A 13,158-nucleotide genomic window follows, 5' to 3' on the forward strand; every position below is an offset into this window, starting at 1 on the left:
CCTTGACGCAACGTCAAGGTGTATGGTGGATTTATCAGGAGGTGGAGAAATGGAATACACTGTGCAAAAACTCGGGAACCTGGCAGGAATCAGTACCAGGGCTTTACGTTATTACGATGAAATAGGGCTCTTGAAGCCGGCAAGAAAAAGCTCGTCGGGATACCGGATCTATGGGCAGCCGGAAGTGGATAAGCTGCAGCAAATCCTTTTCTACCGCGAACTTGGTCTGGAGCTGGAACAGATAAAGAACATTGTCAATAATCCGGGTTTCAACGGTTCCCGAGCTTTGGAAGAGCACCGTGAAAAACTTCTCGCCAAACGCATGCAATTGGACCTCTTGATCATCAATGTGGAAAAAACCATTTCCGCAAAAGGAGGAGAAAGCATCATGGCTGATAATGAGAAATTTGAAGGGTTTAAACAAAAGCTGGTGGATGACAACGAACAGCAATACGGCCGCGAAATACGCGATAAATACGGCGACGATGTGGTCAATCAATCCAATGCCAAAATGCTGAACATGAGTGAAGAGAAATACCAGGCGTTTACACTTCTGGAACAGGAGGTGTTGGACCGTTTAGCAGAGGCAGTCAAAACAGGCGATCCGTCGAGCGAGCTGGCGCAGCAAACGGCTGAATTGCATCGCCAATGGCTTGGGTTTACATGGCCATCCTACAGCAAAGAAGCGCATATGGGGCTTGCGGAGATGTATGTGGCAGACGAACGGTTTGCAGCATACTATGACAAAGTACAGCCGGGAGCCGCACAGTTCCTTAGGGATGCCATTGCTGCCTACACGGCGCAGAATCAGTGAACATCAAAACACAGCCAATCCGACGGAATCGGGTTGGCTGTGTTTTTTCGTCTTGATTTAATGAACGTGCGTAAATGTTGCCGAGTGTGCACAAAGTTGCTTTAGCGTGCACAAGTTCTATCGAGCGTGCATTAATCCAATGAAGCGTGCGCATATTTTCTCAACCGTGCATAAACCTGTAATAAGCTAGACGGCCGACTCCGCTTTTCTTGATGTCCAGCTTCGTCGGCCAGCTCTTTGAGTCATAAGCCAACCCAGCTGTGTGGCAAAAGAACGCCACTTCGCTGGTCTGTCTTATGCCCGTCAGAGCTACATGGGCGCTTCCGCTTTTCCGGTTTACAAACTATTAACAAACCTTTACACCCCTGTTATAGCTAATCCTTATCAGCTTGGTATACTGAAACCAATTAAAGCTGCTACCGACGATTCGGTTTAAACGAAAAGGAGAGGTTTGCATGCAAGGGTCGAAAAAGAAAGCGCCGATTGTGAAAGTCATGTCATTTAACATTGCTCATGGATTAGGGATGGATGGAATAGTAGATCTGGAGAAGACCGCTGAAGTCATTGAGGATTCCTGTGCTACAATCATCGCTTTACAGGAGGTTGACCGTTATTTTTCCGACCGCAGTTCGTTTGTGGACCAAGTAGATTGGTTGAGCCAGAGATTGAATATGCATGCAGCCTATGGTGCCAACATGAATTTTGCTGCTGAAGATTCAGAGCGCCCGAATCGCCAGTACGGCAATGTGATTTTAAGTAAGTATCCGATCAAGTATGTCGAGAACCATCTGCTGACACAGGTCTATTGTCCGTTCGGCAATAACGAACAGCGGGGAATTTTAGAGACCGTCATTGAAGTAGATGGCATTTACTTAAGTGTCTTCAATACGCATTTGGCGTTGAAGGACGATGAATTGGCTGTCAGTATCGATGAAATTCTGGCGATTACCGGGAAAAGCCGTTTCCCGCGCGTACTCGCTGGAGATTTCAACGCACCATCTTCAAATGTTCACATGCAAAAGCTGAACAAACAGTTTAGAGATGCTTTTCTGAAAATGAAGAGAGGGGATGCTTATACATATCCTGCTCCTTACGTGGACAAAGAGACAACAGAAGTTTTTTGGCCAGCAACGCGAATTGATTATATTTTTTCGGACAATGATGTAGAAGTAGTCCAAGTAGCAGCTATTGAAACAGCGGTTTCTGATCATTTGCCGATTGTCGCAGATATGGTTCTGGCAGATGTGAAAGTGGGCGTCAAAGGCCGTAGCCAGAAAGAACGTGCCAAAGTCTAAGCGATCGCCATTATAAATATAGACATGTAAAAAACGGAAGCTCTAGTGGAGAGCTTCCGTTTTTTGGTGGTTATAAATTTGTTTGCCGGACTGAAGTTCACGTCTGCAGAATTTGACCAATAAATAAACCAGCGGCGTATCGGCAGCAGCGACTAGCCATTTAAACACGTATTGCGTAGCAATCATCCCGAGCAATGCGCTGGTCGGCATGGTTCCGTAAAATGCAATGGTGATGAAAATAGTGGTATCCACCAATTGGCTGGTCATCGTTGAGGCGTTATTGCGTACCCATAGTTTAGACTCGCCATGACGCTGTTTCAATTTATGGAAAATGGTGACGTCTAGGTTCTGGCTGATGAAATAAGACACAAGACTGGCCAAGGTGACGCGGAAACCTGCAGAAAAAATGGTTTCAAAAGAAGCCTGGTCTGCAAAAAATGGAGCAGAAGGCAAATGGATGGCAAAGAAAATAAATGCCAATGCGCAAAGCTGCGTGACGAAACCGGCGGTGACTGTCTGCCGTGCTGCTTCTTTGCCATATACTTCTGCAATAGTATCAGTGATTGGAAACGTGAAGACATAGACGATGACGGCGGCCGGCAATACAGCCCATTCACCGATGCTGAACAATTTGACTGCTAAAATATTCGACAAGATCAATAAGCCGACAAAGGCGCCGTTCAAATAAAGCAGCATGTTCGGTGCCTCCTACCGGTTGGTGATCGTTTCAGGATTCATGTCATGATTCATCATCCGGTACGATGCCATTTCTTCGTATTTTGTTCCTGGCTTTCCGTAGTTGGTGTAGGGATCGATGGATAATCCGCCACGCGGCGTGAATTTTCCCCATACTTCGATATAGCGGGGGGCCATCAATTTGATCAAATCATTCATGATGATGTTGACGACATCCTCGTGGAAATCCCCATGATTCCGGAAGCTGAATAAGTAAAGTTTCAATGATTTGCTTTCCACCAATGTTTTATCAGGGATGAAGCTCAAGTAAATGGTGGCGAAATCAGGCTGTCCCGTTTGGGGGCAAAGCGACGTGAATTCGGGACAATTAAACTTCACAAAATAATCGCGGGTATGCAGATTATCGATCGGTTCGAGAATATCCGGATCGTACTCAAATTTGTACTTGGTTTGTTGATTGCCGAGCAATGATAGATGCTCAAGTGTGTCTTCGTTTCTTCCTGCCATGAAAACGGCCTCCTTTTAGATGGCCGACTTGAAAGAGGGCTATAAAAAACGGACAAAAGAAAAAGCCAAATCGCATGTGGATTTGGCTGAGTTTCGACAATCCATAGTTTTTTATAGAGGGTGAAATGCTATGAACCTCTCCCGTCGCCGGGTTATTTACTTTTACTAACCTATCGTATAAGACTTGCTATTCGTTGTCAAACGGCTGTTTTTGGTAAAATAGCAGCAAGACGACGGAGGCGAATGTAAGATGGGACACGATCATAGCCATAACCATTTTGAAACAGCCAGGAGCGGCAACAAAAAAGCATTGATTCTGGCGCTCGGCATCACAGCCGGCATCATGCTGCTGGAATTTTTCGGTGGCCTTTTGACCAATAGCCTGGCGTTGATTGCCGACAGTGGACATATGCTTTCGGACACTGTTTCGCTGGCGCTCAGCTTGTCCGCTATCTGGTTTTCCGGAAAAGCGGCTTCTGCTAAAAAAACCTATGGGTATTACCGCTTTGAAATCATTACCGCCTTTATCAATGGCGCAACTCTATTTATCATCGCCGGATTGATCATCTATGAAGCCATTGGACGTTTTGTTGAGCCACCTGAAGTAGAGGGCGGCTGGATGCTGATCATTGCTGCCATCGGCCTTCTGGCAAATCTATTGAGTGCGTGGGTGCTGAACCGCAACGCAGATGTCCATGGCAACTTGAACATGAAAAGTGCTTATATGCACGTTATTGGAGACGCATTGGGCTCAATCGGTGCGATAGTGGCTGGAATATTGATTCTTCTGTTTGACTGGACGGTGGCGGATCCCATCATTTCGGTAGTTGTTGCTTTACTGATTTTGCGGAGTGCTTGGGGCATTATCCGGAACAGCCTCCATATTTTGATGGAAGGAACGCCCCACACCATCGATGCCCAAGAAGTGAAGGCATTGCTTATTGAAATTGAAGGGGTTTTGGATGTCCATGATCTTCACGTTTGGACGATTACGTCGGGCATGGATTTATTTACTTGCCATATCGATGTAGCGAAAGATACTGATGAGCAGCAGGTCCTTCAGAAGGCATTGAAGCTGGTCCATGATCATTGTGGAATCGAACATGCAACTATTCAAATTGAAAAGGCGGAGTCAATGCATCATTCATTGAAAGTTTGAATCTTGTCGGCTGGCTGGTCTGAATAGCGGGTATTTGTAGTGATAGAAAACATGATTTTCTCGGCAATTTGCCTCATCTCACAGTGAGGCTCTTAGATGTTCATGGTACACTAGAGCTAAAATAGTAGGCAGAAAGGAGCGGTAAGGATGGCAGCAGGTTATGGCAATGAATTGCAGACGCAAGCTTTGCAATGGATACAAACACAGCTTGGAAACACTGCAGAAATTACGGGCGTCAAGCCGCTGACAGGCGGAACTTCTTCCATGTTGTTTGAACTGGCTGTCGAAGAAAACGGCGTTTCGCTTTCGTATGTATTGCGGCTTTTCCATAAAATAGATTGGTTGGAGAAAGAACCGGATTTAGCAAAACACGAAGCGGAAAGCCTTCAGTTTGCTGAACAAGCTGGCCATCCGGTCCCTCATTTACTTGCTTACGATGAAACGGGCGAAAAAAGCGGATTGCCGGCAGTCTTGATGACAAAAGTGCCTGGTTCTGTCATATTGCAGCCGTCTAACGATGAAAAATGGCTGGATGGCCTGGCAGCTGCTTTAGCTGAAATCCATCAAACCAAGGCAGAGGGCTTTCCTTATGAATATTTTTCCTACAATAATGCATTTTTGCTGGAAAAACCGACCTGGTCCAAGATCCAGAACGATTGGATGCGTGCTTTTTATATTGTGGCAGAAAGCCGCCCTGAAGCTCAGGAATGTTTTATTCACCGGGATTTTCATCCCGCTAATGTACTGTGGGAAAACAAAGAAATCAGCGCTATCGTAGACTGGGTAAATGCTTGCCGGGGGCCGGCGGGAATTGATGTAGGCCATTGCCGTGTCAACTTGGCGCAGCTTTACGGAATTTCAGTCGCCAATGATTTTTTGGCGGCTTACCAGAGACATGCCGGGAATTCATTTACTTATGATCCGTATTGGGACCTTTTATCGCTGATTGATACATTGGATGGATCACCAGTTGTGTATCCCGGCTGGAAAGCCTTTGGCATGAAGGGCTTGTCCGATGAATTAGTCCGCCACCGTCTGGATGATTATTTAATGAGTCTTCTCGACCGTTTCGACGATTATTGAGCTGCAGAGCGGCAGCGACCAGTTTACTTCCAGGTTTGATTTCTCCGATAAAGGCAATATATAGGATAAGTGAGTTTTTTGAGGAGGAAATCGGATGAAGGATGAACAGCTGAAGCAATTAAAAAAACAATTGGAAGAACAAGTGGCATCGCTGGAAGAGCGCGTTGAGCAAGATGAAGAGTTTGAGACAACGGAACTTTCGAATTATGACAATCATCCTGCAGATAACGCCACCGACCTGTATGACCAGGAACGTGGAATGGCGTTGACGCAGTTTAAAGAGGAAGAGCTGGAAGAAGCGAAAACGGCTTTGGCAGCAATTGAAGACGGCACGTATGGTAAGTGTTCGGTATGCGGCAAAGAAATACCGTTCGAGCGGCTGGAAGCATTGCCGACCGCATTGACCTGCATCGATCATGCAGATCAGGAGGTCGATTTGGAAAGCCGTCCGCCGGAAGAAGATGTGCTGCAAGCTTCTACAGGACAGCCAGTCAAGAAAGAAGACGATGGCATCCGTGATTACCAGGACAGCTTTGAAGATGTAGAAGACTTTGGCTCCTCTGACACCCCGCAGGATCAGCCTGATGAAGATCCGCAGGATTTCTTTAAAGACGACAAATAAAATAACGTAAATTTGCCCCCTGCCTTTATTGCCAGGGGGTTTATTTCCCGGGAAATGAGCGATGAGGAGAATGGATATGGACAAATTAACTCAGCAATTCTATGAATTGGAATCCAGCCACCTGAAGCCGGAAGTAAGGGTTTCGACAGACAAGCTCGGCGAAATACTGGACGACGAATTTTATGAATTTGGCAGTTCAGGTGGACTGATTAAACGCTCGCATTACGATGAAGACCATCCCTTAAATCCGGATCCGATGGAAATAAAATCTTTTACCGTACATGAGCTGGGTCCGGCTGCTGTTTTGACTACGTATCAAATCCATAATCAAAAGACGGGAAAGTTGACCAACCGCAGTTCGGTCTGGAAAAAAAGAGAAAGTGGCTGGAAATTATTTTTCCATCAAGGAACGGTTTCGACAAACGAAGTGTTTCAATAAAGGAAAAAGAGGATATTTAGGTAACAGAACTATTTTTGGTGGAGGAGGAAACAGATATGGAACATGCCATTGTGTTATTTGATGGAGATTGCAACTTTTGTGATTCAAGCGTTCAGTTTATTATAAATCATGACCCGGCCGGCTATTATCAATTTGCTTCATTGCAAAGTGAAATTGGCCAGGAACTTTCCAAGAAGTACAAAGTGCCAGATGATGTGGATAGCGTAGTCTTGATAAAAGATGGTCAGGCTTACGTGAAATCCGAAGGTGCTTTAATGATTTCCAATCATTTGACCGGCCTTTGGAAATTGGCCTATTACCTGAAACCATTCCCGCGCGCAATCCGTGATGGGGCTTATGATATCGTAGCCAAAAACCGTTACAAGGTATTCGGCAAGTTGGACAGCTGCATGTTGCCGCCGCCTCATATCCGCAAGCGATTTTTAGATAAATAAGAAAAGCGGAAGCGCCCGTGTAGCTCTGCCGGGCATAAGACAGACCAGCAAAGTGGCGTGTTTTCAGCCGCACAGCACGAAAAGTGGAAGTGCCTATCCAGCTCTGACAGGTGTAAGACGCTCTGGCGAAGCAGCATGTTTTCAGCTGCATAGCCAGAGTGGTTTACATCCCGAAGAGCTAGGCACTGCAACTGGACACGGGTTGGCTTATGACCCAAAGAGCTGGTCGCTGGAGTCTGGACAATAAGAAAAGCGCAAGCGCCCGTGAAGCTTTAAAGAGCATAATTAAAGATACCCCGAAGCGGAGGTACTGCGCTTCGGGGTATCTTTGGGTATACGGGAATAATGGGAACAATATTAATGGAAGTTGGATATCCGCCAATATTGGCTGGCAATCGGTCCGGCCATATAGGCAAGACCTTCACTTTCAGTTAAGTGAATTCCGATCCATTCGCCATCGTCGCCGTCCTTCAAATACACTTCGTGGTTTGGTGATTGGTCGTGGATTCCAATGATGTCATATGTGCCATCCCGGTAAAAGGCAGCGGATACTTCGTAATCGATATTCGGTGACGTGGTAATGGGATTGCCGACGCTGTGTTTTAAAGTGATGGACACTTTATGGCCCGTTTCCTCTATCTTTTCCAACTCGATTCCTTCAGCAGAGGCGACATCCGCTTTGCTGAACTTTTTACGCCAATTGTATCCAATCGTCGGACCGACGTCTTTATCGTAGGCAAATGATGACTCTTCTTCTTTCAAGTCCACCGTGAAATTGACCTGCGTCCGGTAATGAAGGGAGTCAGGATCAAAGTCTCGGCCATCTCCTTGGAAATATGGGAAAGGAGACAAGAGGTTCGGGTTTTTCAATATCAGGTCCGGCAGGAACGTATGATAGCGGAAGTGCCAAACTGGATAAGCTTTCGGCTTTTCTTTGTCGGACAATAACTCATTCAATGGGGCGATTATTTTGGTCAGCCAGAAATCTTCCATCGCTGCTTTATCCCGTGAGGAATTCCAGTTTAATGCACCAAAGATTTTTGCCACTGTAAACTTTTCTTTCCTAAAACTTTCTTCTGACTTGGCTACTGGACGTTTGCCGCGGATCCAGTAAGTGAATTCCTGGTCCATTGGCACTTGCCGGTCCGTGTATTGGTTTTTCTCCACAGTTTCGACCAATGTGCCATTCTGATAGATGTCGAATTCAGTAATGCCTTCAATTTCTCCCCATGCTAAAGAAATCCGGTTTTCAGAAACAATCGCCGTCAAGACAATTTCTTCAAGACGGTTGATGCTGTCTTGTTTTCGGTTTTCCGTTCCGGTATGCAACTTGATTTTATCGGTCCATTTTCCTGAAGAATCCAGTCGTTCAATGGTGTAGGTGTACAATTCGCCTTTCTTTAATCCTTCGTCCTTGAACAAATTTTGAGTGCCGGTATAAACGACTTGATCTTCTTTCTTAACGCGGCAGACGTCCTCTGTTGCTGTCCATCTGAAATAAATCATGGTATCGGATTGTTCCAACACCAAAATATCCAATTCATTTGCCATATTCCCACCTCCACATGCTATTGTTATGCATATACCCGTTTTGAAACAAAGATGAACCCATGAGAAAGCGGCCAAGATATTTGTTACACAAATTAAATATATACAAATGGGGTTTAACTGTATAATTAAGGTAGGTATTCATACATATTTGAGATAAACTGGTTTTTGTTGGATAACTTCTGAAATCCTAATCGATATAAAAAATAAATAAAAGCATTCGTTTTCCTATAGTAATAGCTTTAGAATTTAGCTCACTGCACTAGATAGATTGAATAAAACGGATGGGGGAATGAAGGTGGAAAACACTCAAAAAGAGCGTAATTTTAGTAACTTCGATGAAGCGGCGGCATACATACTTCAGTTGTTAAGCAAGCAGATCGGAATTAATTCCTTATTTATCGCGAAGAATGACGGAATCACCAATCACATCATTAAAGCACTCAACAGCGATAAGGCCTTAATTGAAGAAGGCAGTTCCATGCCGCTCCCTCATTCCTTCTGCAGTTTGAGCATCAATCACGGCCCGAAGGCTTTAGTGATTGAGGATGTTTCTGAAAATGAGCTGACACGTTCTATGGGCATTGCGGCGAATTACGGACAAGGAACGTTTGTCGGTGTTCCGGTGTATTACAACGATGGTACTGTCTACGGAACAATATGTGGACTGGACGATCAGTATTACAAGCTCTCTGAAGAGCAGCTCTATACGTTTGAAATGATGTCGACATTATTGACCTATGTACTGGAACTGGAAAAAGCGAACCACCAAATTCAGACATTAACAGCTCCAATCGTCCCAGTAACAAAAGGAGTGGCGATTGTACCGGTAATCGGCGAAATTACAGCTCCGCGTGCGCAAGTCATCATCGAGCATGTACTTGAAAAATGCAGCCACGAACCGATGGATTATTTGATCATTGATGTGTCAGGGGTTCTGCAAATCAACGCTGTCGTAGGGGAATACTTGCTGAAGCTCGTGAATATTCTTAAAATAATTGGCGTGACGCCAGTTATTACAGGCATTCAGCCGTTCATGGCAATAAAAGTTCCGCATTTTGCGGCGGCGCTGAAAGGCGTTTTGATCGAAGCTAATCTTGAATCGGCCTTAAAGCAGTTAGGATTTGTTTTGATAAAAGAATGTAAAGAAAAATCAGACCTTCGTTGAGGAGGTCTGATTTTTTGGAGATAAGTTGCGCAAGTTAACTTTCTTTGTCAAAAAATACATGTTTCAATTCCCAGGAATCGCCGATTTCGAGCAAGCCAAAGGAATATTGTTCTTGTCTGCGCTTATCGGTTGGAGAACCTGGGTTGAACAAAGTAATGCCTTCAACTTCACGCATGATCGGTGTATGCGAATGCCCGAAAACGATGATATCGACGTCATCATTAGCGAAGGTATCGAATGCCTGCTTCTCTGTAGGTTTGCGGTCACTGTCGCCATGAACGACGCCGATTTTTAAATCGCCGAAAGTGAAAATCTTTTTGCGGCCGAACTTGTCGAGAATATCCCATGGATCGACATTGCCGGTGACGCCATCGATGTCTGCATAGGCTGCCAGCTCGTGATAAACATCCATCGTTTGCCAATCGCCTGCATGGATAATAAAGTCAGCTTCCTGACAAGCATCCACCAGTTTTTGCGGCAACTTCTTGGCGCGGAATGGAACATGTGTATCTGACACAATAACGATTTTCTTCATCTGAACGCCTCCAGTCTATTTCTTTCTTTCACTTTACCAAATAAACTCTCCCGCGTCGAAACCCAACCGATAGCCAGCCAGGGTTAAAATTTCAGTAAATAGGGAAGTGAATACAATAAGCCGAATTCGAAATGCTGAAGACAAACGGAGGGATAACCATGAAAAAAAGTACGACAAAAAAGTTTTTTTATACTGGAGCAGCTATGGCCAGTAGTTTTCTTTTAATGACTGTCTACAAAAAGAACAAATCTAAAAAGATCTGGGTTTACGAAGATAACGATATGAGAAACAGTGCAACGGTAGACACTGAAGAAAGCGTCAATGCCGACACGGATGATGCAGAAATCGGATTGACCCAATTGGATTCTGCCTTTCGCTCTGAATGGCAGGCGAATGGATTTCCTCAAACGCATAAAGAGCTGGCAGAATTGGAAAGTAAATAACCGTGTGGCCCCAATGCAAGTGCTGGGGCCATTTTTTGATAGAGCTTTATAAAATCTAAAACTTAAGGAGGAAGAGGGGTATGGAGAACAAAAGGAAAGTCGTTTGTTACATCGCTGAAAGCCTTGATGGCTATATCGCGACAGAAGATGATTCTCTCGAGTGGCTGTTTAAATCGGAAGTGGAGGGTGGCGGAGATGCTGGATACGCTGAGTTCATGGAAAACATCGATACGGTCATTATGGGGCGCCGAACTTATGATTGGGTAATGGAAGCTGAAAACGGCAACTATCCTTATCAGGAATTAACCAGCTATGTCTTTACTTCATCAACTCCTCAAGAAAATTCAAACGTGATATTTACAAACCAAGAGATCCCAAGCTTTTTGGAGGACCTTAGAAAAAAACCTGGAAAAGATATATGGGTAATTGGAGGCAGCAAGCTGCTCCATGAATTCATAAAAGAGGATTTGATTGACGAATGGATTATTTCAATTGCTCCTGTATTGATTGGAAAAGGTATTCCTTTGTTTCAAACATTCGATTTTGAACTCCGTTTACTATTAAAAGAAGTAAAAATGTATGGCCAGTTTGCCCAATTGCATTATGAAAGAGCATGAGCATGGTTGAAAGGGCTGCAGCGAGCAGCCTTTTTTAGTTTCATTTTTTTATGTGTAAATACCTAATATTTAGAAAAGATAATGCCTCTTTTTTTATCAAACAACAATAAACTACTACTTTTGGCTATTCTTTCACTAAATAACAAGTAGTTACGAGGGATTGAATTCTTACTATTCCAATTATATACTATTAAAAGGAATCATTTGTTGATTCTTGGAATAGAAGGGAGAGAAAGCATGAAGAAGTTAAAAGTAGCAATATTCGCCTTATTCACGATTTTATTCTTAGGTTTTTCTCAAACCTCGGCAGAAGCACATTCTCCAGACCTGCATGAAGGAGTTTCCGGACAGGACGTAACAGAACTCCAGTCCACCTTGAAAAAGTTAGGCTACTTCCAGACAACTCCAACAGGTTATTATGGATCGATAACTAAAAATGCAGTTATTCAGTTTCAGCGTGATTTCAATGTTCCGGCTACAGGATTTACTGGATCATTAACACGGGCGAAACTTTCAGATGTTGATATGATGGCGCGTGTTGTACACGGAGAAGCGCGCGGTGAAAATTACACAGGACAAGTTGCGGTAGCGGCTGTTATATTGAACCGCATCGATTCTTCGTTATTTCCCAACAGTACATACAATGTGATTTTTCAGCGTAATGCATTCACTGCCGTAAACGACGGACAGTATGGATTAAAACCGAACTCGACAGCTTACCAGGCAGTAAAAGCGGCTGTTAAGGGCTGGGATCCTTCACTTGGAGCCACTTATTATTACAATCCGAGCGGTGTTACGGACACGTGGATTTTCTCGCGTACAACCATCACCAAAATCGGAAAACATGTTTTTGCAAAATAATTTCCAGCATCGCCCTGAAAAAACAGGGCGATTTTTTTATGGTGTAAGTATAAAAGAAAAAAAGCGTTATACTTAGAAAAGGAACATTGAGAGGTGGAAGAAGAATGACAAAAGAAAATGCACAGCAATTGCCGCCAAAAACCTGCACGATCGAAAAGCTGGTAACGAACAAACGGGATGTAGAAAAAGTCTTGTCAGGTACGAAGTCTGCTACTCGCCGAAATGGCCGTTATGCCGATATCGGTGAGACTACGGTATTGAATGATAAAAAGATTATGGTGGATGACGTATATCAGCAAACGCTTGGCGAATTGACAGATGAAATGATCATCCGGGAAGGCTATGCGACGGTCGAAGAATACAAGCAATCCATCTTGTCTTTCCATCCCGGAATGCCCTGGCTTCCGGAGATGACAGTTTGGGTTCATGAGTTCCATTTGGTAGAAGAGTAAGTATCCCATGTACACATTCGTTCTCTATGCCCATATTTTAAGTGCCGTTTTGTCGATCGGCCCATTTTTTGTTTTGCTTCCTTTAGTGAAACGAATGGAGGCGGCAAGCGGCAACGTATTAGACGCGCATATCATTACGTTTAAGTCAGCTACACGGCTTGTAAAACATGCCGGACACGTGCTCGTTGCTACAGGCATCCTGCTGATTTGGCAAGGGCCGTGGCAGTGGTCGACTTCATGGATTGTGTGCACGCTGGCGGTTATGGTCGCATCGATCTTTTTCCTAGCCCGTGCCTTTACACCGATTCTTCGCCAATTCGGCGGAGGTGCAGATCACACGTTGCTGGTTAAAAAATTAAACCGCTCGTTGTGGATTTATATTTTATTGTTATTATTAATGCTCTGGTTCATGGTCGGCAAGCCGATGTTTTGGTAACGAAAAGGACGACCCCGCTCATTTAAGA

17 protein-coding genes and 1 riboswitch are annotated in these 13,158 nt (G+C 44.4%); of the genes, 13 read left to right on the forward strand and 4 right to left on the reverse strand.

Annotated features, from left to right (window positions below; all coding sequences use genetic code 11):
* Positions 1-49: 49 nt before the first annotated feature.
* Together H9630_RS09040 and H9630_RS09045 are read left to right on the forward strand one after the other, a co-directional pair.
* Positions 50-814, forward strand: a complete 765-nt coding sequence (locus H9630_RS09040; RefSeq protein ID WP_191715192.1) for a MerR family transcriptional regulator — start codon at positions 50-52, stop codon at positions 812-814.
* Positions 815-1,269: 455 nt separating this feature from the next.
* Positions 1,270-2,109 (forward strand): endonuclease/exonuclease/phosphatase family protein, encoded by an 840-nt coding sequence (locus H9630_RS09045; RefSeq protein ID WP_191715193.1) that lies wholly within the window; start codon positions 1,270-1,272, stop codon positions 2,107-2,109.
* A gap of 42 nt (positions 2,110-2,151) precedes the next feature.
* Here H9630_RS09045 and H9630_RS09050 read toward each other — a convergent pair whose 3' ends face one another.
* Together H9630_RS09050 and queF are read right to left on the reverse strand one after the other, a co-directional pair.
* The gene (locus H9630_RS09050) at positions 2,152-2,805 is read right to left on the reverse strand and encodes a queuosine precursor transporter (RefSeq protein WP_191715194.1); all 654 of its coding nucleotides are present in this window, start codon (positions 2,803-2,805) and stop codon (positions 2,152-2,154) included.
* A gap of 12 nt (positions 2,806-2,817) precedes the next feature.
* The gene (queF, locus tag H9630_RS09055) at positions 2,818-3,312 is read right to left on the reverse strand and encodes a preQ(1) synthase (RefSeq protein ID WP_191715195.1); all 495 of its coding nucleotides are present in this window, start codon (positions 3,310-3,312) and stop codon (positions 2,818-2,820) included.
* Between the two features lie 97 nt (positions 3,313-3,409).
* Positions 3,410-3,457: riboswitch (PreQ1 riboswitch) on the reverse strand.
* 105 nt (positions 3,458-3,562) lie between these two features.
* On the opposite strand from queF, the gene H9630_RS09060 reads away from it, so the two are divergent.
* The 5 genes from H9630_RS09060 to H9630_RS09080 all read left to right on the forward strand — a co-directional run bounded on the left by H9630_RS09060 (position 3,563) and on the right by H9630_RS09080 (position 7,070).
* Entirely contained in the window at positions 3,563-4,471 is a 909-nt protein-coding gene (locus H9630_RS09060) for a cation diffusion facilitator family transporter (protein ID WP_191715196.1), read from the forward strand.
* A 147-nt stretch (positions 4,472-4,618) separates the two neighbouring features.
* A complete protein-coding gene (locus tag H9630_RS09065; RefSeq protein ID WP_191715197.1) occupies positions 4,619-5,554 on the forward strand; it encodes a phosphotransferase family protein in 936 nt (311 codons plus the stop codon).
* Between the two features lie 94 nt (positions 5,555-5,648).
* The gene (locus H9630_RS09070; RefSeq protein WP_191715198.1) at positions 5,649-6,176 is read left to right on the forward strand and encodes a TraR/DksA C4-type zinc finger protein; all 528 of its coding nucleotides are present in this window, start codon (positions 5,649-5,651) and stop codon (positions 6,174-6,176) included.
* Positions 6,177-6,252: 76 nt separating this feature from the next.
* Complete coding sequence (locus H9630_RS09075; protein ID WP_191715199.1) at positions 6,253-6,615, forward strand: nuclear transport factor 2 family protein; 363 nt, start codon at positions 6,253-6,255, stop codon at positions 6,613-6,615.
* Positions 6,616-6,671: 56 nt separating this feature from the next.
* A complete protein-coding gene (locus H9630_RS09080; protein WP_191715200.1) occupies positions 6,672-7,070 on the forward strand; it encodes a thiol-disulfide oxidoreductase DCC family protein in 399 nt (132 codons plus the stop codon).
* Between the two features lie 357 nt (positions 7,071-7,427).
* On the opposite strand, the gene H9630_RS09085 is transcribed toward H9630_RS09080, so the two are convergent.
* Positions 7,428-8,621, reverse strand: coding sequence for a DUF3238 domain-containing protein (locus tag H9630_RS09085; protein WP_191715201.1), 1,194 nt, complete (start codon positions 8,619-8,621; stop codon positions 7,428-7,430).
* Between the two features lie 289 nt (positions 8,622-8,910).
* Here H9630_RS09085 and H9630_RS09090 point away from each other — a divergent pair, with 289 nt between their 5' ends.
* The gene (locus tag H9630_RS09090; protein ID WP_191715202.1) at positions 8,911-9,786 is read left to right on the forward strand and encodes an STAS domain-containing protein; all 876 of its coding nucleotides are present in this window, start codon (positions 8,911-8,913) and stop codon (positions 9,784-9,786) included.
* A gap of 34 nt (positions 9,787-9,820) precedes the next feature.
* On the opposite strand, the gene H9630_RS09095 is transcribed toward H9630_RS09090, so the two are convergent.
* Entirely contained in the window at positions 9,821-10,321 is a 501-nt protein-coding gene (locus H9630_RS09095) for a metallophosphoesterase family protein (RefSeq protein ID WP_191715203.1), read from the reverse strand.
* A 158-nt stretch (positions 10,322-10,479) separates the two neighbouring features.
* Between H9630_RS09095 and H9630_RS09100 the strand changes: the two genes are divergently transcribed.
* The 5 genes from H9630_RS09100 (at position 10,480) to H9630_RS09120 (ending at position 13,130) form a co-directional block, all read left to right on the forward strand.
* Positions 10,480-10,764 (forward strand): hypothetical protein, encoded by a 285-nt coding sequence (locus H9630_RS09100; protein WP_191715204.1) that lies wholly within the window; start codon positions 10,480-10,482, stop codon positions 10,762-10,764.
* 80 nt (positions 10,765-10,844) lie between these two features.
* The gene (locus H9630_RS09105) at positions 10,845-11,381 is read left to right on the forward strand and encodes a dihydrofolate reductase family protein (RefSeq protein ID WP_191715205.1); all 537 of its coding nucleotides are present in this window, start codon (positions 10,845-10,847) and stop codon (positions 11,379-11,381) included.
* Between the two features lie 237 nt (positions 11,382-11,618).
* Positions 11,619-12,242 carry a cell wall hydrolase gene (locus tag H9630_RS09110; protein WP_191715206.1) on the forward strand — a complete coding sequence of 208 codons (624 nt, stop codon included), beginning with the start codon at positions 11,619-11,621 and terminating at the stop codon, positions 12,240-12,242.
* A 104-nt stretch (positions 12,243-12,346) separates the two neighbouring features.
* Positions 12,347-12,694 (forward strand): ASCH domain-containing protein, encoded by a 348-nt coding sequence (locus H9630_RS09115; RefSeq protein WP_191715207.1) that lies wholly within the window; start codon positions 12,347-12,349, stop codon positions 12,692-12,694.
* Between the two features lie 7 nt (positions 12,695-12,701).
* A complete protein-coding gene (locus H9630_RS09120; protein WP_191715208.1) occupies positions 12,702-13,130 on the forward strand; it encodes a hypothetical protein in 429 nt (142 codons plus the stop codon).
* The last annotated feature ends 28 nt before the right edge of the window (positions 13,131-13,158 follow it).

The sequence above is a fragment of the Planococcus wigleyi genome, from assembly GCF_014836985.1.
Classification (GTDB): domain Bacteria; phylum Bacillota; class Bacilli; order Bacillales_A; family Planococcaceae; genus Planococcus; species Planococcus notacanthi.

What these genes read in the sequence shown, in the direction of transcription:
- H9630_RS09040 (WP_191715192.1), top strand. Translation starts at nt 50, where the DNA reads ATGGAATACACTGTGCAAAAACTCGGGAACCTGGCAGGAATCAGTACC.
- H9630_RS09045 (WP_191715193.1), top strand. Translation starts at nt 1,270, where the DNA reads ATGCAAGGGTCGAAAAAGAAAGCGCCGATTGTGAAAGTCATGTCATTT.
- H9630_RS09050 (WP_191715194.1), bottom strand. Translation starts at nt 2,805, where the DNA reads ATGCTGCTTTATTTGAACGGCGCCTTTGTCGGCTTATTGATCTTGTCG.
- queF (WP_191715195.1), bottom strand. Translation starts at nt 3,312, where the DNA reads ATGGCAGGAAGAAACGAAGACACACTTGAGCATCTATCATTGCTCGGC.
- H9630_RS09060 (WP_191715196.1), top strand. Translation starts at nt 3,563, where the DNA reads ATGGGACACGATCATAGCCATAACCATTTTGAAACAGCCAGGAGCGGC.
- H9630_RS09065 (WP_191715197.1), top strand. Translation starts at nt 4,619, where the DNA reads ATGGCAGCAGGTTATGGCAATGAATTGCAGACGCAAGCTTTGCAATGG.
- H9630_RS09070 (WP_191715198.1), top strand. Translation starts at nt 5,649, where the DNA reads ATGAAGGATGAACAGCTGAAGCAATTAAAAAAACAATTGGAAGAACAA.
- H9630_RS09075 (WP_191715199.1), top strand. Translation starts at nt 6,253, where the DNA reads ATGGACAAATTAACTCAGCAATTCTATGAATTGGAATCCAGCCACCTG.
- H9630_RS09080 (WP_191715200.1), top strand. Translation starts at nt 6,672, where the DNA reads ATGGAACATGCCATTGTGTTATTTGATGGAGATTGCAACTTTTGTGAT.
- H9630_RS09085 (WP_191715201.1), bottom strand. Translation starts at nt 8,621, where the DNA reads ATGGCAAATGAATTGGATATTTTGGTGTTGGAACAATCCGATACCATG.
- H9630_RS09090 (WP_191715202.1), top strand. Translation starts at nt 8,911, where the DNA reads ATGAAGGTGGAAAACACTCAAAAAGAGCGTAATTTTAGTAACTTCGAT.
- H9630_RS09095 (WP_191715203.1), bottom strand. Translation starts at nt 10,321, where the DNA reads ATGAAGAAAATCGTTATTGTGTCAGATACACATGTTCCATTCCGCGCC.
- H9630_RS09100 (WP_191715204.1), top strand. Translation starts at nt 10,480, where the DNA reads ATGAAAAAAAGTACGACAAAAAAGTTTTTTTATACTGGAGCAGCTATG.
- H9630_RS09105 (WP_191715205.1), top strand. Translation starts at nt 10,845, where the DNA reads ATGGAGAACAAAAGGAAAGTCGTTTGTTACATCGCTGAAAGCCTTGAT.
- H9630_RS09110 (WP_191715206.1), top strand. Translation starts at nt 11,619, where the DNA reads ATGAAGAAGTTAAAAGTAGCAATATTCGCCTTATTCACGATTTTATTC.
- H9630_RS09115 (WP_191715207.1), top strand. Translation starts at nt 12,347, where the DNA reads ATGACAAAAGAAAATGCACAGCAATTGCCGCCAAAAACCTGCACGATC.
- H9630_RS09120 (WP_191715208.1), top strand. Translation starts at nt 12,702, where the DNA reads ATGTACACATTCGTTCTCTATGCCCATATTTTAAGTGCCGTTTTGTCG.